This window comes from Bacteroidales bacterium (genome assembly GCA_016707785.1).
GTDB lineage: Bacteria > Bacteroidota > Bacteroidia > Bacteroidales > UBA4417 > UBA4417.
Genome location: JADJGZ010000020.1, coordinates 18,859 through 41,962, shown reverse-complemented (window position 1 = coordinate 41,962; position 23,104 = coordinate 18,859). Strand labels below are relative to the sequence as shown.

Genomic DNA, 23,104 nt, shown 5'->3' with positions numbered 1-23,104 from the left:
ATCCATATGTAAAACTGCAATTGTCCTAGATATTGTAAACTATTTTCAACTTATCATTTATTCTTTCAGAAAGCATTTCTATAAGTTCTTCATTCATAAATTCATAGTTGTCGGGGATGTTGAGAACTTCAATTGTTGGTAATTCTAAATGTCTGTATAGACCCCATATTTTTGCTCGTTGTCCAGCTTCCATAACAAAAATTATGTTCGCCCAATTCAAATCATTTTCGGAAATTTTTCTATCACTTTTGGGGCTTAGTCCAGCTGAACGAATATTGAAACGGTCATCATTTTTAAAAATGTATTCCGCTGTCCTGCTACGCTTTTTATTTCTGCCACAAACTACTAATATGTTAGGTCTTTCTGTCATTCGATTTCTGTTGTCCTAAAATTGATGCCAACTAACAAATATAATCTATTCTGTTTTTTCTCTGGCTCAACAATTCGCATATAAACGGGTATAAGTTTCCAAGATTTAAAGACAAATTTCTGTATCCACTTTTGTGAATTTATATTCAGTCCATCAAATTTCCCATTCAGTCCCCATTTATTCTGCCCCATCCAGATACTTTTTGCCAGGGAACAAAACCATGTTTTCTTTGTTGAATATTTACAAAACACCATTAAACAAAAACCCATGAAAACTTATACCCTCAGATTATTACAATTTCAGCCGCACATCCTTAGCTTTACCTTGTTGGTGATGCTGCTGAACCTGGGTGCTATAGCACAATCTTCCTATATTTATATTTATGCACCCTTCAATGGACAGGTTACCTACCGGAATAGCCCGATGGATATTTCGTGGTATTCCTATGGTGCCGATACTGTTAATATCAGTTATTCTACCAATGCAGGAGCCAGCTGGACTGAGATTGCGGACAATGTTACAGGGATTTATTATTCCTGGACCATCCCAAATATACTGTCTGATCAGTGTTTGCTGAGGTTGACTTCGGCAAGTGAGCCTACCGTTTTCGGAGAAGTTTTTTTCAGCATTGTGGAAACCCCTTTACTTACATTAACCACCCCAAATGGAGGTGAGACCTGGAACTTTGGGGAAATTGCAAACGTTTCATGGACCGGGACCAATCTTCCTTATTACCTGTATATCGATTATTCAATTGATGGAGGTATTAACTGGATGAACCTGGGAAGCGGGTACAGTGAACCTGGCGGAGGATCAGCACAGGTTTATGTTCCTTTCCTCAGTTCCAGTGAAGTTCTCGTGAAAATATATGACCCTTATTATCCAGAGGTTACCTTTGATATAAGTGATCAGTACTTCACCATTTTTACCCCACCAGTTATTATGAATTCTCCGAATGACGGGGATGCTTTTTATATTGGGGAAGAGTCCTATTTTTCATGGATAGCCAATGATATAAGCCTTGTAAATATTGACCTGTCAACAGATGGGGGAGCCAGTTGGCAATCAATGGCTACTGATATTGATGCGGCAAATGGTTATTATTACTGGACAGTGCAAGGTACTCCTTCTGCAAACTGCCTGATCAGGGTTTCGGATGCATCTGATCCTACTAAATTCGGATTAAGCGGAACCTTCACTTTGCTTGCTACCCCGGTAATCACCCTTAGCTCACCTCAGGGAGGAGAAATCTTTAATACCAACCAACCTGTTACCATTAACTGGACTTACGACAACCCCAATTCATTTTATTTATTCCTGGAATACTCTTCCGATAACGGCCAGAACTGGAACTACATCGATTTCCCTGTAAATGCAGGTCTTACAGGTAGTTACCAATGGACTACCCCTATGATTGAATCAGACCAGTATAAAATCAGGATCAGCGATTATTATCTTCCTTTTGTGACACAGAGCAGCAATGCTTTCAGTGTGCTCAACTTCCCTGAAACCCCTATCTGTATGGTAACCGTGGATAGTGCCAGCAACCGCAATGTAATTGTTTGGGAGAAGCCTGTTTCTCCACTTATCAACCAGTTCGTCGTCTATAAGGAAACCGATGTAGCTGATGTGTATAACCCTATTGGAACCCTCAATTACAGTGATTTCTCAACCTTTACAGATACCAGTTCCAACCCGGCTGTGAAATCCTACCGGTATAAACTTGGATTCACAGATGGCGCAGGACATACTTTCCCGGCTGGGGACTTACACCAGACGATACATTTATCCATCAATCAGGGTGTTGGCAGTACCTGGAACCTGATATGGACCGATTACCTTGGTTTTAACGTAGGTTCCTATGCAATCTACCGGGGCACATCACCGGGACAGATGAGCCTGATTACTTCCATTTCTTCCAGCTTTAATTCATACACTGACCTGGATGCTCCAGCAGGAACCATTTACTACATGGTAGAAGTGGTTAATCCAAACGGTTGCACTCCTTTCAAAGCATCAAACTTCAGTAGCTCCCGTTCGAATATTGCCACCAATAAATCAGTGGGAATCGGTTCAATACCTGCAGAGCTCAAGGCAACAGTTTATCCTAATCCTGCTACAGATAAAGTCTTTGTGAAAATTTCAGGCATTCGGACAGAGAATGCCATTACTGTTCAACTTAGCAATATGCTGGGAAAGGTTGTTTATCATAAGGAACTTCAAAACAACGAAGTCAATGAAACAATACAGGTGCCCGTAAGTCAGCTTCAGGAAGGAATCTACATGTTATCTGTTACTTCCGGAGATCAGAAACTGGCCCGGAAAGTGGTGGTAAACCATTGAAATTTAAATAAATAGGAACTCAGATTTCTCTGCTAACTCTAGTTCACTTTAGCTCACTCTAGCTCACTTTAGGCACTTTAGCTCACTCTAGGCACTCTAGTTCACTCTAGCTCACTCTAGGCACTTTTTAGTTCACCGGTTGCATTTTTGCAGCCGGTTTTTTTATGGACCTGTTTTCCTTACCTGGATTCCTGATGCATCATTAATTCTTCTTTCAATCAGTGCTGTGCCAACAGAACGCCCACCGCAGGAATATACCTGGCGTTTACTGTAACCAATTCCCGATGACCTTGCAAGTGCAGCATCAGTAAATGGAGATGTGTCCCCGAATCCTGAATGCCTGTCATAAATCCGGTCATGATGATCAAACACAAAGGTTCCGTTATTACTGGTACCATACAGATGAATAGCCACTTTATCAGGAGTGTCGAGGGAAGCATGGGCTGCTTTCCATTCAGGGCGCAGATCAGCCATAGTGAAAAAGAGGGCCCTTGTATTAGAAAATGATTCAAGAACGGTTTGATTCAGATAGCTTGGCCTTCTGGGTGGAAGAGGTGGTGTGGCTTCATATCCATAGGAAACCGGCGCAGGGGAAAAGGCAGATCCTGGTCCTTGAACCCGCTTCAGACCTGTTGGTGCAGGATTTTTCCGGGGCAGAATGGTCCAGCGGATGACTTTATCCCTGTCACGAGTGCTCCCTGAAGCCGGTGCTGCTGTTGCAGGGGCTTTGTCCTTAAGGGTTGCAGTAACAGTAATTCGTTTTTTATCCCAGTTGCCTTTAATAAACAAATAGGTATTCCTGGTTTCCAGCGAAGAAAATACAAGTTGCTGCAGCCTGGACCCTGAGGAATTGAATTCTGCATCCCCGCTCACTTGATACCTGGTTTCATAAGGACCGGTTCCGGGGATATTCGTCCAGGCCGGAGCTGTCGGGCTGCCTCCTGCCGAAGGAGTACGCCCTTTTCGGCGATCAGTGTCAGCACCTTCAACACCAAAGATCATCTTTTCTCCTTCTGAGGCTTGTATATCGCTGTTTACCAATGGTACGGAGTAGTCAACAGTGATCCCTGTTCCAGGGGCATACTCTGGTTGAGGCGCAGGGGGAGCTACCGGGGTTTTGCCGGGCCTTAAAATTATCAGGAGCAGCCTCATCAATGCACTCACAAGAGGAATGATCAATAATGCTGCAAGCGCCATCATCACTCTTTGTATAAACTGTAATACTGTGATAAGCAAGAGGGATAATGCCAAAGGAATAATAATACCAATAACCCTTGAAAATGCCGATACAACCCTGGTGAGGGTTGTGAAAACCGTTGTAATTGACCTGGGATAGGCATGGTTAATGGCATTTACCACTGGAGCATCCGGCATTTCAGCACGGGTAACATTTGGATTGAAAGCACCCACTGCTTCAATGATTCCGGATACACTTCCCCGTATAAACCGGAAAAGCGCCTGGATAACCCCGGCAACAACATTCCGGATTCGTCCGAACGCCGAACGGGTGAAATTACTGAGTCCATCAATCACATTTCTGGAAAGTGAAAAGAAGAAGCTGATAGCCTTCTCCATCACCGTGGTAAGGTGCGCGAACAGACTTTGAATATAGATATTTATAATATTGAAGATGATCATAAATGAGTTTATAACCGTCTGTATCATCTGCTGGATGAATCCGCTGATCCTTATGATCAACGACATCACTTCCAGCCCGATCCTTGAAGCCTCTGTGGTGATGAATCCCAGGATCATATTAATAATCCCACCGGTAACCATTTCAAAGGTGGTGATTATGAGCCTGTTATTTCTGCTTGCATCCCTTCCTAACTGACGAATCTCCCCAATGGGATCTTTGGATTTTTCCCTTTCAGGCAGTGGGTTTCTTCGATCCGGGTGGATCACCTGTGACAAAGCCATCAGGTATAAGGTTCGATTCATCCTGATGAGGTTGAGGGTGCGTTGCTTTCCTGTTTCAATGGCTTGAATGATCCTTGTTTCCAGTAAGTCAACTACTGGGTAAACCAGGCGATCCAGTACCTGGCTGATCCTAAGAACGACAAAATTCCATGCCTGATCCATCATGTTCATGGCATTTGTCAGCATTCTTGTTACAGTGCTTATCACATGTGCAAGGAAACGAGATACCAAAGAAAATAGCTGGTTCATGAAATTCCTGACCCTGGCTATAATATTCTGCACCGCTCTTTGCAAAAGAGAGAAAGCCGCCAACATGAAGGTTGTTATCAATCTAGCCGCACTATGAAGCATTCCTGTTATCAGGGAGCGGATTTCACTGATTCCGGGAATATTGGGCACAGGGATGGAGTGAAGAATTTGGGTGATCTGCGTAGTGATCTGGTTGATGAAGGTAGCAGCTGTTACTGTGAGGTTAACAAAAAGGCTGAGGATTCCGGTCTGAAGTCCGGCAAGCAGCGCATTCGCCATATTGAAAATGGCACTGCTTCCATTGGTAATAGCGGATACCACCATAGTAAACAGGCTGGTAACAGATTCTCTTCCATTACTGATGGTTTGTTCCAGCATCTGCCTGTTGGAATTAAAATATCCTGAAATCTCACGCCGGCTTCCTCCCAGGGTTTCACGGGTTACTTGTTTCCTTGACTCCGCCACCTGGTGGGTCCGGGTTTCGGTCTGGAGGCTGTCAGTTCGGATGTGTTCCGATTCGTGTATGGCTGCAATTTGAGCAGGGCTTAATGCCGGACCTGATGCAGGAGCTGGTTGTGAAACACTTGTCGCTTCAGCAGCCTGCTGTGCTGGGGCATGAACCGCTTCCGAGGTTCCTGCCTGGTTTTCAGTGCTGGATTCACGCGTATTTACTGACCCCGGCAAAGGAATGAGATTCCGTTCCCCGGCAGTTGCAGTCTCATTTTGGCGTGTGACAGGTGTAGTAATGGGTGATTCAATTCCATGGTCAGATTCTGCAGGGGGGGCGGTCTCCTGTTGTTCCCGGTTTCTGAAAATACCACTTTCTTCATACCTGCGAAGATAAGGTGACTGGAACGACGTTTCTTCCCGGTTTTGGTTCCCGGTACTGTTGCTATTGGGGATAGCTTCCCTGGCAGAATGCCTTGATGTTATGACAGAAGGTCTTGAACGAGGTTGTGATTCTTCACGGTGATCCCGAATGTTGTTTTCTGTGGAGCGCACCACATGAAGATTAGTTGCCGGAAGTATTCTTCTGCCCGCAACAGGATGAGCTGCAGCCCGGGTGATGGCAGCAGGACGATTCACTGTTTTTTGCAAGAGAGCTTCCATTTTCTGATTTCCAATAGTTAATGAGAGGGAAAGCGATTAATAAAAGAGATTCAAATACTTTTTCCTTCTTTCAGGAATTCCCTTCGAATGCCCTCCTCGAGGTCATCATTCAGTAGGGTATTCGTGTTTCTGCTAAGTGCCTTTAATGAGGCAAAACGCACAACATTCATAATAGTGCCCCCTGAAATATCATATTGTTCCGAAAGATGTTCCAGATCCACTTTCTTGTCAAGTACTGATTTCGGAGAGAAAGCGTGTTTCCAGATCTTCAGTCGCTCTGCAGGTTTTGGCATAGGGAAATGAATCACTGATTGAAATCTTCTTAGAAAAGCCTGGTCGATATTGGTTTTCAGGTTGGAGGCCAGAATTACCACGCCATTAAAATCTTCGATCCTTTGTAATAAGTAACTCACTTCCTGGTTGGCGTAGCGATCATGTGCGTCCTCTACTTTAGTGCGTTTCCCAAAAAGAGCATCCGCTTCATCAAAGAATAGAATCCAGTTCTTATGCTCAGCCATATCAAAGATCCTGGAAAGGTTTTTTTCGGTTTCACCGATGTACTTTGAAACAATCATACTCAAATCGATCCGGTAAACATCACAGTTGCAATGTTTCCCCAGCAGGCAGGCTGAGAAGGTTTTCCCTGTGCCGGGCTGACCATAGAAGAGACTGGTATACCCCGGTTTCAACTTTTGGTCCATTTCCCATTCCTGAAGCAGGGTTTTTCCATGGAGAATCCAGTGTTTGATCTCTTCAAGTTGTTCCAGGGTGTAGGCCGGCAATACCAGTTGATCCCAATCAAGCCTGGTTTCAATAAGCTTTGCAGGAAACTCCATATTGTAGTTCGGCTTGCGCTCAATACCCATCAGGAACCAGTTGAGGTATTCCCCTGAGACAGTAAGTGCCCCGCTTAATACAGGCTCACCTGGAGCAACGGTTGAAAGTGAGAGGATATTCTGTTTTGAAAATGGGTGTGTCCCCTCAAAAATTCGTGTCACTTCAAAGCGTGTTTCCAAAGCATCGCCTCCAATAATAAAGGCCGCTGTTTCCCCTGTTGGAATAAACCCACTATGATGGATTCCTTTCCATCCCCCGAATTCGGTGAATCCCCGTGAAGTTGTGGTATTCTGGGTCCAGAGTACATCCAGAAGTTGTGGCCTGATGTGGGGAATAAGGGATAAAATCAGTGTTAATCTTTCAGGAATTGTGAGGTTGCGTGAACTCACGAAGCGGGCATAATACGATTCACTTCCGGAAAGATCAGGAGGAGCTGGGAATTGCAAAATCTCATTCTTCTCTTTCTTTCCAAAATATAAATTTAGCCGGGTTTCCAGTACTTCTGTAAACCAGGCCATTTCCATTTCCAGGTCCGATGCGTTAGATGTTAATTTGTCCGCCATTCCGTAAATATTGGTTTTTTCATCCAGTCTAACTTGATAATGCTGATGCTCCAGGGCAACTGATCCAACAATAAATCAAAGGCTTTCGGCTCTATGGTTACATTCCACTGATTCTCACTTTCGCTCAAAAGGCCTCTTCTGTTCAGAAAAGACTGCTGTAGTCCTTGAACACTGGTGTTTCCCAGAGTTTTCCAGTGAGAAAGCACGGAAGACAACAGGGAATTACATTCTTCCTTGTCCTGATCATTTAGCAGTCCACCCGCCAAAGGAAGTGGATGCATCGGGTGAAGCCCTAAAAGCACTTTGATAAACCCGATTTCAAATTCCATTGGTTCTTCATTGGCATTGGAAAGAAAGTAGAGTGCTGATGCTGCTTTTGGCAATATTTCTTCCTTTAGGACTGATGTCTCACCAGATATCAATTCAAGCTGCCTGAATAATGCAGGAAGGAAAGGATGCAGTAACAGCAGTCCGGCATTTGGAAGGATCAGTCCGGCCAAAGGTTCTGATTCATGCATCAGTAATCCGTTATTTGTTGAAGCAGCTGTATCGGTGGAATTTATATCTGTCCTGTCAGTCACCAATGGCTGGGTATCAGTTTCCTTAATCGATTGATTTATGTTCTTTGAAGAATCTTTTGATTCTGTGAGGTCGTTTCCTTCGCCATGATCTGATATTAAAGCAGGCTGGCTTCCCGGTACTTTCCTTTTGTTGCTTTTAAGGTCAGGTTGTGTTTGAATCAGATCCTCAAGCAAAATAGCTGCCTTCATGATCCTGTCATACAATCCCGATGAATCCGGAGCCGGTTTCAGGAATTCCAGGATCCAGGTGGAGAAATCGGAAAGTGGCGGCACATTGAAAGGTTTTCTCCAGGCATTCGGCTAATACCACCGGATGATCCTGGAGGATTTGCAGCCATCGGAATAAAAAGTCGGAACCAGGTTTTTTGCTCCTGATATACGACGAGATGGCATCTCTCTCATGATCCAATACTTTTTGAAATTCAGTTTTAATTTCAGAGGAGGTGATATGATTGACGTCCCATGGCAGATTTCCTGTTTCCAGGTAATGTAAGAATACGTCACGGTTATACTCCTTGCGGGTTACAATCTTGCCTTTGGATGCAAAATCTATGGATTCCCCCTGGATTGGCTTTAACTGTTCCATTAACTGTCGGTATATGGTCTTCTGAAATTCTCCTTCAGGGTCAGCAGTAGGATATTCACGTATTTGTAAGGATAATTTTGAAATATGTATCACTTCATCTCCTCCTGCTACCTCGTTGAAAACTTTTTCAAACACAGGCAGCAACAGGCTTTCCCATTCATCACGCAATTGCTTTCTTAGATTAAAAGCATCTTCAGCTTTGTCAGTACTTACTGACCAAACCTGTTTTCGTATGCGGTGAATGGGGGCGGCCATGTCGTAAAGATTAGAAATGGTTGGATCAACGTTTCAAAATATTGCCGAGCATCAGGTTGAAGGACGCTTTCCGCCCGGTGCCTGAGAGCTGGGTGAGGTTTTCAGTGGTTCGGGTTACAATGGTTTCAGTATTCAACACACTAAGCCCGTTATTTACTTCCAGCATGGCATTAAATCCATCGGTCCCAACAGAAAGTTCTTCCCCGGAATCTGCAATTTGTTGGGTGAGATCGGTGATTGATTTTGAAAGATCATCTTCAATCACATTCGCAAGGTTATTATATTTCTCCTTTTCTACAGGGTCAGTAACCTGTTCGGCCTTGGTTTTATAACCTGCCAGCACCTCGCGCATGGACTTCATATCTTTAACCGCTTTTCCCAGACCGGAGTCCTTTATACCTCCGAGATCGCCGGTGAGCAGATCACTCTTGGTCTTGATAAGGGCACTGCTCATCGTTCCCCAGGATTCCTTGATGGTATTGAAGTATTCATTTTGCTGCTGGTTGAACCTGTTATTCCAGGTGGTGTCGAGATTGGTCTTAATTGCATCAGCCCTTAAATTCAGGATGTTATCCAGGTCTACACTCTTAAAGGTTTCCAGCTTTAAACGAACCTTTTTGTCGAAAGGAGAGAAGAGGTTAATCCCTTTATCAATCACAAAGCCGGGTCGGATCGGACGAATGGTCAGTGGTGGTTCACTTTCATCAAGTTGGTCAGCATCTATTTCCATATAGGGAATCATAAAATCGCCGATTACAATGCCGGCTTCATCATATAAAACAATAAAGGTTCCGCCACGTGACACACCGGCATTATGCTCCATCCCGGGATGTTCATTGATATAGCTGCCAAAAAGAAGTCGTTTCTGCCGTTTCTCTGTATCCACCTTAATGAGGTCGTCCAGGTGATCAAGTAAATCGAAGTTGCGATTGCTGATCAGGGAGTCAAAGGGTGTATTGAATTCAGTCTTAGCCGCAATGCTAAGTTGTCCCTTGAAATTGCCTGAATGTTGCATTGCGTTTCCTACATGGCTTTTCCAGGAATCATTGGCCGTATTGACCTTTTCATACTCCTGGAAACTTCCTCTTAGTTTTACGGAAGCAAGTTCTACGGAATTATGGAGATCATTATCCCTGCCTTCTGCAATCTGATCAAAGGTTCCACGATCTTCGGGATCCAGGATCTCAAGGTTCGTCTTAACCAATGATTTTAACCCGGTACTGTATCTTTTTACTTCATCCAGCTGATTCAGGACATCCCGTCGCATGAGGTTATGAAGTTTGTGCAGGTCAGTAAAGAGGAAACCGGGTTTTATGACCAGCTTTATGGGATCGTCACTCAACATGATCGAACGGCTGTTAAAAGGGAGGTTCAGCCTTCGGATTTCTCTCTCAAGGAAGGAATGAACAGAAGCAACCCCTTTCCCTATATGGCCTTCGATGCGGAAAAAATCAAATTTCCCGATCTGTGAGCCAAGCGGATTGGCTGCACCTCCTTGTGCATTATACAAAGGGGCATTATAGGAATAATTGTAATTCCCTTTATTTCGTCTGCTCAGCTGGTAATTCCATGCCTGGTGCACCTGGTGGGTCCGGTCGACCTGGTAGTAATAAGGGATTGGCCTTTCTTCAAGCTTGTAATATTCTGATTTTCCGGGAGTGATCCTGATTTCAGAATTGGCGTTCACAGGGGGTTGGAAGGCCTCAATAAGGACATCCAGCTTTTTCACCAGGAACAGGGCCTGCTCCCTGGAATTCAGACTATGGCTGCTCAGATGTGAATAGTAAAATGATGTCCTGTCACGATCATTGATTCCATTTTTTCCAAGAGTCCCCAATATCAAGTGTTTCGGGAAGGCTTCCTTCGCCGGGCTGCACCAGGTGCTGTCTTCAAAAATCAAATCAAGGAAGTCGTTGAAGGTATCAACAAGGTCTTTCAGGAAATCATAATAATACTGGATCCCTGTATCATCCCTGCGATACCTGGTTTGGATTTCTGCAAGTTTCTTAGCCCATTCCGGCCAGGGGTCGGCAGGATAAACATCTGAAAGGAAAAAGGAACCGTTCTTGAAAAGTTGTTGCAATTGAACTTCCAGCTTATTGCTCATGGATGCACAAGCTGAAGTGTATTGCTGGGTAAGCTGTGACTGAGTCTTGATGGAAGCCGTCAGCATTGGCCGTTCAGCCACAATTTCTTCAAAAGCATCATAAATGTCATGTGGTGCTTTGATACCATGTTTCAATAAATCAAGGTACTGACGGTCAACCAGTAGGAGTCTTGGTGTATTCCGGAATTCCTTTCCCAGGTTATCGCAATCAGAGCCTGCACAATCATCCGGATCAAAGAGGTAGCTCTCCATGTAAAGGATCGCCACAGCCGATGAAAGTTTAATCCCGCTAACTTCAGTAAAACGGCTCAGGGGCATGGTTCTCTTATCATTCGCATCCTTTGAAACGAGCTCAAACAGGGGAATCATTTTCTCTTCCACATAAAAGGCAGGATACTTCGGGTTTTTCTCATCATAAGGTCTGAAACGATCAAATACCTGGTCCTCCGTGAAGAAAAGCAGATCTCCATCCGTCGTGACACCCATGCCCTTACCAATTTTCACCACCCTGCTCTGGATGGATGGCTCAAGACCGCAGGCTATTCCCACCCCCAATAACTGAGTGCGGGTCAGACGGGTTTGGTCATCGAAATAGTTTGATATACTGTTTAGTTGAGATGCTGTTAAAACCTGGTCTTTTTCAAAGAAGCTAAAACCGGTGGTGATTTCATCCAAACTTTTAATAATCTGTGCCATGGGAATGAATTTTAGCGAGTAACATTAAATGTTTTCGTTTTCGAGCGATCCAAGGGAAGTAAGCCCAAGGATAAACTTGTCTTCATTGGTCCTGCAATCACGAAGCAACTGCGATGGATACGTGTTTTTCACTTCATACAATGCCTTGATGAATGCTTCAAGTTTCTGTTTCCTGTTGGTTATATCCTTGCCTGAGATTAGATAAATCCAATCCTTGTAAGTGGTTTCAAGCATTGACATATCTTCCTTACTGATCCAGCAAACCTTGGGAAGTATGTGAGCAGGGGTTTCTTCCCTGATGACAGATTCTACAAACTGCCGGAACTGCATATTCCTGAACCTCCCGTTTTCAGCAGGGAGTATGAAATGGATCCTGTAGGAATAAGGGTCCATATCCGAACAGGAAGTCTGCTGCTCGGAAGTGCAAATGGGAAGGAATGGATCATCAGGGTGTTCAGGATCTGGCCGCAACAGTATATTTTCAACCAGGTACATGCCTTCATCACTGAATTGATCCTGTAAATAGAAGATCAGGCTATCAATAGCGGCATTCATCTTCTCTTCAGTAGTGAAGTATTCAATCCGCCGTGCAATCACTTCACCTGAACCATCAATTATATTGAAATAGAAACGTTCATCAATGGTCCTCTTTCTTTCGTAGCCCGATGGAAGCATTCCCTGCTTTAGGGCTCTGCGCATTTCAGCCCTGGCCAGGGCTTCGGTGGTATAATTGGTACTGGAACTCAGGATGATCTTGCCTGTATCTTTATGCCTGATCCTGAACCTGAATTCATCTCCCGGAGTGGGGTCGATCTCTGAATAAATGGTGAAAGTGAAATCACTCAGATTCCTTCTCAGGGTATTTCTGAGCCCAATCAATTTTGAAATCCTGAATTCCAGGCCCGAAATATTATTGCTATTCCATAAAGCAGTTTCTTCAGTAAGTGTATAATTGTAAGCCATTGAGCGCTCACTGCTTACTTGCCGGTATCCCGCAAGGAAATCACATTTAACGGCTGCAATACTTTCCTGGCTGCTTCCCAAAGCCTGGTGAACAATGCTGGCATAATCATTGAATCTTTCAGCAAACCTGGAAATCAGGTGGTCGAGAAAACGGTTTCTTCTGCCTGTATCAATCGCCTGATCGGATGAAATGGTTTCAAGGGTAGGTGAAAGGTCAATCAATGCAGGCTTGTATATTTTCTGGAAGTCATTAAATGAATCTACCACTTGCGTGAAATAGGTATGATGCATTTCAGGATCAGTCGTGAACAGTTCACGGATATGTCCTATCTGCGCAAAATAATTGGCCAGCAACTGATCGTAAAACAAAAGGTACCCTTTCAACTGAAATGCCAGTGCTTGCCTTTTCTCTGTTGCTTTTGCATCCAATCCTTCTTCACCCAGTCCATAAATAGCAGGAAAATGGTTTTGGAATGAAAGATAGCTGCCGGGATTCCGGTATTTACCCATTGGGATGGGGAAATCATTACTTTCAGAGGGAAGCAGAATCTTGTTCTTTGGCTTCAGGTTACTGAGGGCGGCTACTACTTGTTCAAGGTCAGCAAAAACAGGGATGTTCCTTTTGAAGAATTTAAGGTATGTATAACTATCATCAAGGAAATCAATATTAAGAACTGGTTTTTTCCCTTCTTCAACAGGGATGACCCATTTATTGCCGGTTTCAGATGCAGATGTGCCGGATTCAGGGTTGAAAGGAAGTAGAATTATATCCCTTACCGCTATCACACCTTTGATGTCCATGATTTCGCTGATGATGTCAGATAGTCGCAGACTGGTCCTTAACTGACTGGCATCCAGCTCGTCAGTGTCAATGAAGCCATGGGTTAGTACAGGGCCTTCGAATACCTGGTCGGGAGTGTATTTACTGCCATCCATCCTGGTCTTCCCAACCATGTCGCTCAGTGAATAAAAATGAACCGGTGGACTCAGGTAATTGCTGACCCGGAAATAGATAGCTGCTTTGACTTCAGAGACATTGGCATCCGGTTCCAGCTCTATTTCAGCACACAGATTGAATAGTTGAGTCTCAATTTCATGATAACCCACAAAGTCTTCACAGAGGTTTCGGTTCGCATGAAGTAAAGTAAGCACCCGTTGCTTTGTTGCCTCTTTTAGTTCAGGCGTATTGATAAATTCTTCATAATCAATAGTAATATCATAAAGACCGGAAATTTCAACTTCTTCTATCCCTTCAAGTCCGGGATGAGTATGGAGTAATTCCCCCCTGATGGTATCAGCAAAATAGGATAATGATCTTTTATGAAGCCATGCATTCTTAACACCTTCCTGGTCGATGAGTATCTTGCGGTAGTCATTGACATTCAGGGCCATATTAGGGAAAATCTGCCTGGCAGTAAAAAATTGCCGGGCCATATTGTCAAGATTATCGGTGGGAGAAGCAAGCAGGTCTTTCATTGGGAATGAAGCCCTGTACTCCAGGTCGGTCAATGCATATGACAACAATTCAAGGATCGTGATCCCGGGATCATGTACATTATAGTCCGTCCAGATCTGATTGGACAGTTGTTGCACATGTTCAAGCCCGATCGCATATAACCGGCTGTGATCCGGGGTTCCCCCTTTTTTTGGTATGGTGAGTTGCGATAGCATAGTGCTTATTTGACTTCATGAATAAAATGGGAGGGAGCTGAAACCAATATGGTGTCCGGTGTTTCCGGTTCCACCTGTTGCAAATCATCGGAAGTCCCGGCGGCATCACTGATACTGTAAAGGAAGAAGTCTTCAATAAAATCCACACAGTCAAGTTCTTCAACAAAATTGAGCAGCACCGATTTGTAAATTTTTCCGCCAAAGCTTATTTCCTTGTTACCATCGAAAGCCCATGGTGAGAGAAATTCTACCAGTTTCCTGCTGATTTCTTCACTGAAAAAGTTGAATTCATAACCCGGCCTGAGTTTAACCTTACATTCAACCCGAATTTGCTGGTATCTTGGATTTTTCACCCTGATATTTACCTGCATTCCCGAGTGTTTGTTGATCATTCCGGTGACCTGGCTGATGGTTTGGCCGTTGACCTTTGGTTGTAAGGGATTCACAGCATTTTTATTCCTGAGGTCGGGAACCGCAACAATCAGCACATATCCGGGTGCAAGCCAGCAATATTTCTTCGAATCGTCGAAGTAACGGGCATGTGGGATACATTTCACTTTATGTATTCCAGGGAATGACTCCAGAATCATCCGCTCATAATCCCATGAAGTGATGCTTCTGTTTTTATGCCGCAATCGTTCTGAAACCCTTGTATAAAATGCTTTATCAGATTCAATGCTGCTGCCACCAAAGGAACTGTAGGGCTGAGAAACGGACTTTATAGAAGCAACCCCATCCCTGAACTTTTTAATTTTCCCGGCTTCGAGGGCAGTAAGAAGGTGGTTCGGATCATTGCCGTTATTAGTGAATACCGCTTCAATGGCATTGGTGTCTATTGAAAGTAAGTTGCAAACAGCTGTAATATTCCGGATCATTCCGGCTTTTAACCATATCAGGCCCGGTTTGAGGAGAGTGTGTTCGGTTGTAGCATCTGTTGGAATCACAAATTGAATGATCCCACTGGTGAGTAAACCATTGGTTGAATCCAGCACTACTTCCGACTTTGAAAGGGGTTTCCAGTAATTATCGGATAATACAGACCAACTGATCTCTTGCTGTGGAATATCCGGGTCCTCGCTGCCTTCAGCAACCTGGAATAATATGCTGACACTGTCCCCAGGGTTCAGTTTACTTATTCCAATCAGCATTTCCCCTTCATGAGGATAGGATGGGAAAAGGGAAACTGATTTATCCACCAGGTAACTGAACTGATTCCTTTGATAAGCATGTTCTATCATTTGGCCGGAATAGGCCAGGTGGAAGAAATCCAAAGCATCATTTGAGAAGTCTTCTGCCTTAACAGAGGAAATCGGGACTTCGCCGGTGGATGCTTTATAAGAGAGAGATATTTTCTGAACGGTAGGAGTATAAGGTTCATTCAAAGCCACATACGGACTTGGAGGATCACCGGCTCCTGTCACAAAATTAACCACATTCTCCACTGATTTTTTCCTGAATTCAGCATGATAAAAACTGTGATTAAGTGTAAATGTGATAAAACCTGGCTGATTAGGTAATGCAGCAGAAGTGAATAATTCCAGGTAAGGTCTCCTGGTTATAAAATTTTTGATGAGTACCTTCGACCATGCTGAACCTGAATTTTTTAGAGCGACCAGGTGCTTGCCTGTTGAAAAAGAAGCCGAAACAGTCGGTTGACTTGAGATAAAAGTCAGTGTTTGTGTCTGGGTGGCATTTACTGAATTAAATAATCCAACGGCTGCCTTTGAATGATGCTTGTTATCTCCATAATCAAATGCCACATGAGCAGTGAAACTATCATTATTGACGCTTAGCTGGTATGCCTGGTAATGAGTGGCGAAATTGGCCGGAGGGTTTTTCCAGTTCAGTTCAATCGAAAGTTCAGTAAGGTTTTTGGAAAGTGCTTCATCATTCCCTATATGGAAGCGTGATCCTTTTACAGGAATAGAACCAAAAGGATTAAACGGTTTATCTGAGGGCATTGCGCCAAGATCATTTTCAAGTGCCAGGGAATGAATGCCCGTCACTTCAACCGATAGGGACGCACCCTGCAGGCCAAGTTCATTCAGGTCATTATAGCCGATACTTACTGCCGGATCCGACACATTCAGCAGAACCTGGACAATCGGGAGATGGCTTGAATACCGGTATCCATGAATAGTTTGATTATACCCGACAATGGCTTTTTCGGTTTCAGGAACGGTAAATTCAAGGAGGAGGTTTCCGGCTTTCTGCCAGGTTGGCTTCAGGCTAAATGGGCCTATCCAGTTCTTTTCACCACTCACATAAGCTTCCAGGGCACCTTTGAGGGCTGTCTCTGAGAGGGTATCCTGGTCGGCATTGTCAAGAGTAAGACTGATTTGAATTTTCCGTGTACCCTCTTTCATTTTGAGGATCGGGCTTGCAAAAGCAAAACCATTTTCAAGCGGAGGTAGAAGTTCATTCCCAAATCCGGGCCACTGAGGGTCTTCCTGTTTCAGTTTGCCCCCGATACCATCAGATGAATTTGCAACAGGTGCAAAACGGATGATTCCTTTTCCGGATTTATCATAAAAGACGGATTGCAGCAACTCTACCTTTGAACCATTGATCACTGTTTCCCGCAACGGGGAATATATCAATTCCCGCCCTATGGCATCTTTTCCTGCTGTCAGCTGGTCACTGGGGCGAATAAGCACGGCTGATGAGTTCTTTTTAAGTTCCGGTAACAGATGGACTTTGTCAGGGATGGCTGGTTTTAACTCAAGCCTTAGGATGTCTTTGAAGTAGAAATCGAGATGGCGCCCGGTAATCCTGTTCATCAATTCCATCGCCCCTTCTCCGTACATGCTTCTGAAAGCTAGGAATAGGGCAAGATGAGGGGCCATTTTTCCATCAGGGTCTGACAATAATAGCCTGATTTCAGATTCATCAGAAGGGAAGAATCCTTTCCAGTCACCAGTAGGAGCTGAGGTATTTTCTTTAAAGAAATTGACGAGTTCCGAAAACTTTGAAGCATAGGAAAGGGTCTCTTCGGCCGTACGTTCATCCAGATCGGCAAAATGGATATCCAATTCCTTTGGCATACGCATATCCTGCGATTGTCCGGGTTGAGAGATCAGTTTCTGTATGATATCTTTTTCAGCCATAACTCCTAAACTATCGGTTAATGGGATCCATGGTTCTTGTCAATTCGTTGCTGTCGGTTGAATAGAAAGGATAAACCAGGTTGAAGCGCGAATTGGTAGCCCTTACTTCATAGGTTAGTATGAGGATGATTTTCCCTTCAAGTTCTGCGCTGGAATCCAGATCCAGGGAAATCAGGTTGATGCGTGGTTCATAAACCAGTATCGACATCCTGATGCGATCCTTGAGTAAAGTCCTGGCAGTAGTCCCCATCGGTTCAAATAACATGGAATGAAGATCCAGCCCATATTTTGGATTCATGAAACGTTCACCTGCGGCTGTCCCTAGCAGGATGTTCAGACTTGCCTGTATATCCTCTTCATCGGAAGTCATGACCACTGTATGTAATTCATTATTGAATTCCGGCGGGAAACTCCAGCCGGTACCCAGGAATGAAGTATAGATCTTGTTTTCTGCTTCTGTCTCCATGCTGAATTGCTTTAATCATTCTTAACCTCCGATAATTACCAGTGGTTCCCCGATAAGTGCCATTGCCCCGCAAATGCAGGCATCTGAAGTTCTCAGTGCAGGCCTGCCATTGATCAATACTGTTGCGCTTCCAACCGGGAAGGGGCTTACAGTAGGTTGATGCCCGTTAGGAGGAAGGGAACAAACATGCAGATCTCCCATTACAGCAGCTGGTTTTCCCCCGATAAGAACGGTAGGTACCCCTGGACCTGTAATGGTGCCGCCATGGTTGGTTGTATCTGTAACCCTTGCTGCTGCAGGCATCTTGATTTATATTTAGTTGATTTGAACAATACTTCCTTTTATAACCATACTTCCGGAACTCGATAATTCCAGGCTTCCTGAAGCTTCAGCCTTCATCGAAGCAGAGCCTTTGATACCTAAATTCAAGCCTTCCAGTTTCAGATCGGTAGCTGCCTTCAATTCCAGGGCCATTGCACTTTCAATCTTTATGCCCTGTGCATTCATTTCGAATTTATTGCCATTTTCATCTTCCAAGCGAATCAACTGTTCTTCCCCGTCATCCATAATGAATTTCTTTCCTGCCGGGGTTTCCAGACGAATAACCTTTTTTTCATCGTTGAAATATAGTTTCAGTCCTTCACGGCTCTGGTATAATTTTTCATGGTTTTCATTACTGCCTGTCAGAGGTGCTGCATATGTTGAGGAATGCAGCATTCCCAGGATAATAGCCTGCCGGGGGTCGTCATCCAGGAAACCCAGAATAACTTCATCTCCCACTTCCGGTCGGAAGAAAAACCCACGCTGATTACCGGCATCCAAAGTGGAAACCCTTGCCCATGTGCCGCTTTCAGCATTGTCAACCAAAGGCATTTTAACCCTCACCCGGAATTCTCCTTCAGGATCTTCATTGTCAACAACAATGCCTATCTGAAGGCCATTGACTGCAGGCAAAAGGGCCCCTGCCTTTGGTGCTGTGATTTCGTCATCTGAACCAAACCAGGAATCATCATTTCCAAATTGCAGATTTGTCTTCCAGCCATCGGCCGGGTCGAAGCTTTGCCGTATTCCACTCACTAACAGGTCTCCATTGAACCGGTCGCCGACCCCGCTTAATTGAACTGTATCTCCCGGTTGTATATTCCCAATACCTTCACATTTGATCCGGCCGGAAACACGATTCATAGCTGATTGATACCATTTAGCATCTGCCCAGGCCCTGGCTTCAGCCTCGGTAAGCATACCCTGTTGAAGACGGAGATGATCCAGGCCGACTGTTTCTGACAAATCTTCAGCACTTAGATTACCGGAAGCCTGGTTGCCCGGGTCACTGGCCTCATTTTCAATCAGCTCCTGGTTTGCAGCATCCCAGGAGAAACTTTTTACCCCTCTGTACTGATACCTTGAATCTATTTCAGCATCCATTTCCAGGATAGTGGCACCATAATGAAGGGTAAATACAGCCTGCCCCGGGTAAACAGGCTTCTTAACAACAATAGTATCATCATTCGTGTACACAAGTTTTCCGTTGGCTTGTGCCCTCGTCATCAGGAAGTCCCAATCCGTTGAATAATACTGAACCTGTTGTTTATGAACTACGCTGGTATCCTCAATAGTTCCCTGTATAGCAGCATTCCCAATAATTGTCTCAATTACTTCACTGTCTTTCTTGTCAAAAAAATAGGCATTCTTTCGTCCAACGGTCAGTTTTATTGCCTTATGCCGGCAATCGACAATGAGTTGAGGAGAAGAATGATCCCTGATTTTGATGCTTTGCTTGATGATAATTCCTTTGAATAACGATACGATATTCCCCTGGCTACCGGCTTCTATCTCAATGGATTTCCCCGGGATAAAAACATCCGAATTGCTAAGAGGGAAACTTCCGGCAGATGCATTGCCATCCAGGTAAACCAGCCTGGCAGCACTGATTTTTCCTGCCATTTTTGTGACACTGGCAGAAAGAAGTTGATTAACCCTCTCAATGACACGTCCATTCACCTTAACAGTGAATTCGCGGTGCTCTGCCGGGACGGGTATGGTTCTTTCTTCTGGCATGGTCTACTTTTCAAGGGGAGGGAAGAAAATTTTACTGCCCGGAACCAGTCTCCGGAAATTGTCAAGTCGGTTGGCACGGGCAACCTCCAAATAATAGGAGGGATCACCATAAATTTCATAACACATAGCCGGAAGGGAGCTTCCAGCTTTTACCATCCTGATATGGGTGAGGTCGGGAGATTGGTCCTGTGCTTCTGCAACCCTTGACTGATCATCCGCATTATCGGTGAATACAGCCGTTATCACCGCCCTGAGGGGGATGCCATCCGGACGGAACATCTTATAGGCTATAGACGCACTTTTGAGGATACAGCGCCTCACTTGAATGGTTCCCCAAACAATGATCAGGTAATTTGGCCGGTGGATATCCCCGTTATAGCCTGTAACTGATTGGAACTTTTCTACCAGTTGCTGAACTTCTGCCTTTCTTCCATTGGCCCCGGTACCATCGATAAAGAAATTCAGGGTCAGATCACCGGGTTTCATCTTCTTGAATTCCATCCGGCTTTTTGTAGTCCCGGTTCCCTGGGCACTGTCGTATTCAACTTCATACGAAAGTGTTATTTCATTGGGATTTACATAAGATTCAAACTCATCCACTGCTTTTCCTGAATAATCAGGAGTGGTATAAGCTTGAATAATAAGTCGTTCCAAGGTTCCTCTTGCGCTCATGGCTATCGTTCATTTTTTTCTTTCAGGATTTCCAGGACTTTTTCCACGCATTCATTAATGATCAACTGCCGGTCAACAATAGGTGCGGGTGTGGCGCCTGATGGCTGGTTGGGGACTTCTACCGAAATAACAACTTCATCAACAATGATTGGCATAGCTTAGGATTTGTCGACAGTGAAATATTGGTAATATAATTGGAGGGTTTCTACTACTACAGCATTTTCGGAGGCATTAAAATCACCTATGACCCATTTCACAGGGTATGCATTTACAAGATGCCAGGTGACTAAAGGCTCATGCTTGTCGTTCAGGAGTGTGACGTCCACGTTTTTGGGCTGAATATCGAGGTCATTGATCGAACGTAAAATCCAATCAGTAACTTCCGAATGAACCAGTAATCCACGTTTCAGGATCAGGTCGGAATACTTTGGATTCACAGGGTACTTCTGTATAAACCTGTTCTCTCCTCCTTCAGCCACCTCTTCCATACCTGCTTCAACAGATAATCCGCTTACCTCGGTAAAACGGGTATCACTTTCATTTGGAGAAATCCCAAGGACTTCAACCTTAAAATGAAAACCAACCGGTGGATAGTAGATCGCCATTAGTCATTCTGTAAAACCAGGCCTTCATGTGCCAGTTCAATCGACTCGATGGCCACCTCATTGCCTGATGCCTTCAGCTGCGGGCCTTCTACCTTAACGGGGAAAGCGTTATGAACTTTCCATACCATCACCGGTGCATGTTCTTCGTTTAGCAGACTGATAACAAGGTCGCGACGTTCAACCGTATTCAGTTTAATGGTATTCAGCCAATTAAAAAATTCATTGTCTGATTTTACAATGCCTCTTTTCAGGGTTATATTGGAAAATTTCCTTAATCCGGGCATTTTAATAGAAGAATACTCAGGGAATGATCCATCCCGATATTCTATAGCCTGGTTTTCCTGGGTCAGGCCTGATACTTCTGAGAATCCGATTCGGGTTCCACCCCACTCAACAGTGAAATGAAAAACAGGTAATGGATAGGTCTTGGTTGCCATTATTAATAGGATTTGATGGTTCAACAAATGAAAATGAATAGGCTATCTAATCTTTTCCTCATCTGAAATGAAGAGGGTTCCCCGGGTTATCAGGATGTCTGTAACTTATGGGAGAACTTGAGAATGATAAATTCTGCGGGCCTAACTGCAGCCATCCCGATTTCGACATTCATGCGTCCTTCCAGGATATCCTGTGATGTCATTGTGACTCCAAGGCCGCATTTAACAAAGAATGCATCTTTGGGCGTAGCTCCTGCCAGGGCACCTTCCCTCCATTTCTGAGTCAGATAGTTCTCTATCATTCCCCTTACTTTCACCCAGGTATTGGCATCATTAGGCTCAAATACAGCCCAATAGGTGGATTTCTTCACCGATTCCTCCACCATGTTGAAGAATCTTCTGACGGGTATATAGCGCCATTCATTGTCATTTCCGGCAAGGGTACGTGCACCCCATACCAGGGTGCCTTTCCCGGCAAATGCCCTGATAGCATTGATGGATTTTCCGGTATCCGAATCTACATTTAGCACATCCTGCCTGGCATTATCCAGTTTGATAACCGGCTCTACTACGCTGGCCAGGCTTACATTGGCCGGGGCTTTCCAAACACCGCGATTGCTGTCGGTGCTTGCATAAACACCCGCAATAGCACCGCTGGGTGGCAGCACTACGAAATGATTTTTCAATTCATTTCTTACAAAATTGAATACAGCTGTCTTAGTGCTTTTCAGTGTGTCGAGATTCGCTGTAGAACCTCCATAAGTAACACTTACATTCGACTCATCACTCTTCAGATGAAAATTCATGGAAGTCTTGATGAAGGGGTAATAGGCACCGCCATATTTCAGGAAATTGTTGCCAAAATAGCCCCGGTTAGTGGAAAGTGCTGTACTGTCAAGACTCACACCGCCCTCATAGATATCGAAGATCCCAAAACGGTCGCCAAGGGTATTGCATTGCAAAAGTACAGCCTGTACCAGGGTCTGGTATTCAGCTGAAGTTGCCAGTTTAACAGCTTCAGGAATCACAATCATGGTAGGCTCATCGAATAGGGAAATCTTGTCGAGACCGTCTTTAAGTCCATACATGGTTGGCTTTGCCGTTCCATTGTCACCGTTCAGGTCTATAGCAGGTACTGCCTGGTAGGTACCGACGGAAACAATATAACATTGACCACCACCATTCTCAAAGAATATCTTCACACTGAAATACAACAAATATTTCACATCCGGTTCCGTAAAACCTGCAAGGGCAAGTCCTCCTGTAGCAGTGTCATCTGCTACTGAAATTGCAATAGTGTCTTCCTCAGGTAAGCCGAAATAGGTTTCAAACTCCTTCAGGGAGTATATTTTTGTGGGTTCGAGGATCAGATCATCCACGGTTTTCCGGATGGCTTTTTCGGTGTATCCGATAAATGCCGGGATTGCTGTTTCAACTTCAGCAACGGAAGGTGGAAAGATCGAAATCTCTTCCACATAAACATCAGGGGTTTTGTAGGTTGCCATAAT

Annotated in this window: 17 protein-coding genes; 1 reads left to right on the top strand and 16 read right to left on the bottom strand. The window is 44.4% G+C overall.

All coding sequences use genetic code 11. The features are described from left to right. Positions 1 to 25 precede the first annotated feature (25 nt). The gene (locus IPH84_12385) at positions 26 to 370 is read right to left on the bottom strand and encodes a protein-tyrosine-phosphatase (GenBank protein MBK7174004.1); all 345 of its coding nucleotides are present in this window, start codon (positions 368 to 370) and stop codon (positions 26 to 28) included. A gap of 267 nt (positions 371 to 637) precedes the next feature. On the opposite strand from IPH84_12385, the gene IPH84_12380 reads away from it, so the two are divergent. Beyond that, positions 638 to 2,713, top strand: a complete 2,076-nt coding sequence (locus tag IPH84_12380) for a T9SS type A sorting domain-containing protein (GenBank protein ID MBK7174003.1) — start codon at positions 638 to 640, stop codon at positions 2,711 to 2,713. A gap of 162 nt (positions 2,714 to 2,875) precedes the next feature. On the opposite strand, the gene IPH84_12375 is transcribed toward IPH84_12380, so the two are convergent. From IPH84_12375 to IPH84_12305, 15 genes are all read right to left on the bottom strand, one after another. After that, positions 2,876 to 5,992: a hypothetical protein gene (locus IPH84_12375; protein MBK7174002.1), complete on the bottom strand. Its 3,117-nt coding sequence runs from the start codon at positions 5,990 to 5,992 to the stop codon at positions 2,876 to 2,878. Between the two features lie 50 nt (positions 5,993 to 6,042). Further along, positions 6,043 to 7,392: an ATP-binding protein gene (locus tag IPH84_12370; protein MBK7174001.1), complete on the bottom strand. Its 1,350-nt coding sequence runs from the start codon at positions 7,390 to 7,392 to the stop codon at positions 6,043 to 6,045. Beyond that, a complete protein-coding gene (locus IPH84_12365) occupies positions 7,377 to 8,246 on the bottom strand; it encodes a hypothetical protein (GenBank protein MBK7174000.1) in 870 nt (289 codons plus the stop codon). Before IPH84_12365 ends, IPH84_12370 begins: the two co-directional genes overlap by 16 nt. Beyond that, positions 8,170 to 8,814 carry a hypothetical protein gene (locus IPH84_12360; GenBank protein ID MBK7173999.1) on the bottom strand — a complete coding sequence of 215 codons (645 nt, stop codon included), beginning with the start codon at positions 8,812 to 8,814 and terminating at the stop codon, positions 8,170 to 8,172. Before IPH84_12360 ends, IPH84_12365 begins: the two co-directional genes overlap by 77 nt. A gap of 25 nt (positions 8,815 to 8,839) precedes the next feature. Continuing rightward, positions 8,840 to 11,617, bottom strand: coding sequence for a hypothetical protein (locus IPH84_12355; protein MBK7173998.1), 2,778 nt, complete (start codon positions 11,615 to 11,617; stop codon positions 8,840 to 8,842). 24 nt (positions 11,618 to 11,641) lie between these two features. Further along, positions 11,642 to 14,251, bottom strand: coding sequence for a diguanylate cyclase (locus tag IPH84_12350; GenBank protein ID MBK7173997.1), 2,610 nt, complete (start codon positions 14,249 to 14,251; stop codon positions 11,642 to 11,644). 5 nt (positions 14,252 to 14,256) lie between these two features. Further along, entirely contained in the window at positions 14,257 to 17,358 is a 3,102-nt protein-coding gene (locus tag IPH84_12345) for a baseplate J/gp47 family protein (GenBank protein MBK7173996.1), read from the bottom strand. Between the two features lie 10 nt (positions 17,359 to 17,368). Next, positions 17,369 to 17,824, bottom strand: a complete 456-nt coding sequence (locus IPH84_12340; GenBank protein MBK7173995.1) for a GPW/gp25 family protein — start codon at positions 17,822 to 17,824, stop codon at positions 17,369 to 17,371. A 21-nt stretch (positions 17,825 to 17,845) separates the two neighbouring features. Next, complete coding sequence (locus tag IPH84_12335) at positions 17,846 to 18,127, bottom strand: PAAR domain-containing protein (protein ID MBK7173994.1); 282 nt, start codon at positions 18,125 to 18,127, stop codon at positions 17,846 to 17,848. A gap of 12 nt (positions 18,128 to 18,139) precedes the next feature. Next, on the bottom strand, positions 18,140 to 19,882 hold the full coding sequence (gene vgrG / locus IPH84_12330) for a type VI secretion system tip protein VgrG (protein ID MBK7173993.1): 1,743 nt from the start codon (positions 19,880 to 19,882) through the stop codon (positions 18,140 to 18,142). Between the two features lie 3 nt (positions 19,883 to 19,885). Continuing rightward, the gene (locus IPH84_12325) at positions 19,886 to 20,554 is read right to left on the bottom strand and encodes a hypothetical protein (GenBank protein ID MBK7173992.1); all 669 of its coding nucleotides are present in this window, start codon (positions 20,552 to 20,554) and stop codon (positions 19,886 to 19,888) included. A gap of 2 nt (positions 20,555 to 20,556) precedes the next feature. After that, positions 20,557 to 20,709: a hypothetical protein gene (locus IPH84_12320; protein MBK7173991.1), complete on the bottom strand. Its 153-nt coding sequence runs from the start codon at positions 20,707 to 20,709 to the stop codon at positions 20,557 to 20,559. A gap of 3 nt (positions 20,710 to 20,712) precedes the next feature. After that, on the bottom strand, positions 20,713 to 21,159 hold the full coding sequence (locus tag IPH84_12315; GenBank protein MBK7173990.1) for a phage tail protein: 447 nt from the start codon (positions 21,157 to 21,159) through the stop codon (positions 20,713 to 20,715). Then, positions 21,159 to 21,596, bottom strand: coding sequence for a phage tail protein (locus IPH84_12310; protein ID MBK7173989.1), 438 nt, complete (start codon positions 21,594 to 21,596; stop codon positions 21,159 to 21,161). Before IPH84_12310 ends, IPH84_12315 begins: the two co-directional genes overlap by 1 nt. A gap of 89 nt (positions 21,597 to 21,685) precedes the next feature. Further along, complete coding sequence (locus IPH84_12305) at positions 21,686 to 23,101, bottom strand: phage tail sheath family protein (GenBank protein ID MBK7173988.1); 1,416 nt, start codon at positions 23,099 to 23,101, stop codon at positions 21,686 to 21,688. Between the last annotated feature and the right edge of the window lie 3 nt (positions 23,102 to 23,104).

Excerpts from the sequence above, each read along its gene's own strand:
- IPH84_12385 (MBK7174004.1), bottom strand. The coding sequence starts at position 370 with ATGACAGAAAGACCTAACATATTAGTAGTTTGTGGCAGAAATAAAAAG.
- IPH84_12380 (MBK7174003.1), top strand. The coding sequence starts at position 638 with ATGAAAACTTATACCCTCAGATTATTACAATTTCAGCCGCACATCCTT.
- IPH84_12375 (MBK7174002.1), bottom strand. The coding sequence starts at position 5,992 with ATGGAAGCTCTCTTGCAAAAAACAGTGAATCGTCCTGCTGCCATCACC.
- IPH84_12370 (MBK7174001.1), bottom strand. The coding sequence starts at position 7,392 with ATGGCGGACAAATTAACATCTAACGCATCGGACCTGGAAATGGAAATG.
- IPH84_12360 (MBK7173999.1), bottom strand. The coding sequence starts at position 8,814 with ATGGCCGCCCCCATTCACCGCATACGAAAACAGGTTTGGTCAGTAAGT.
- IPH84_12355 (MBK7173998.1), bottom strand. The coding sequence starts at position 11,617 with ATGGCACAGATTATTAAAAGTTTGGATGAAATCACCACCGGTTTTAGC.
- IPH84_12350 (MBK7173997.1), bottom strand. The coding sequence starts at position 14,251 with ATGCTATCGCAACTCACCATACCAAAAAAAGGGGGAACCCCGGATCAC.
- IPH84_12345 (MBK7173996.1), bottom strand. The coding sequence starts at position 17,358 with ATGGCTGAAAAAGATATCATACAGAAACTGATCTCTCAACCCGGACAA.
- IPH84_12340 (MBK7173995.1), bottom strand. The coding sequence starts at position 17,824 with ATGGAGACAGAAGCAGAAAACAAGATCTATACTTCATTCCTGGGTACC.
- IPH84_12335 (MBK7173994.1), bottom strand. The coding sequence starts at position 18,127 with ATGCCTGCAGCAGCAAGGGTTACAGATACAACCAACCATGGCGGCACC.
- vgrG (MBK7173993.1), bottom strand. The coding sequence starts at position 19,882 with ATGCCAGAAGAAAGAACCATACCCGTCCCGGCAGAGCACCGCGAATTC.
- IPH84_12325 (MBK7173992.1), bottom strand. The coding sequence starts at position 20,554 with ATGAGCGCAAGAGGAACCTTGGAACGACTTATTATTCAAGCTTATACC.
- IPH84_12320 (MBK7173991.1), bottom strand. The coding sequence starts at position 20,709 with ATGCCAATCATTGTTGATGAAGTTGTTATTTCGGTAGAAGTCCCCAAC.
- IPH84_12315 (MBK7173990.1), bottom strand. The coding sequence starts at position 21,159 with ATGGCGATCTACTATCCACCGGTTGGTTTTCATTTTAAGGTTGAAGTC.
- IPH84_12310 (MBK7173989.1), bottom strand. The coding sequence starts at position 21,596 with ATGGCAACCAAGACCTATCCATTACCTGTTTTTCATTTCACTGTTGAG.
- IPH84_12305 (MBK7173988.1), bottom strand. The coding sequence starts at position 23,101 with ATGGCAACCTACAAAACCCCTGATGTTTATGTGGAAGAGATTTCGATC.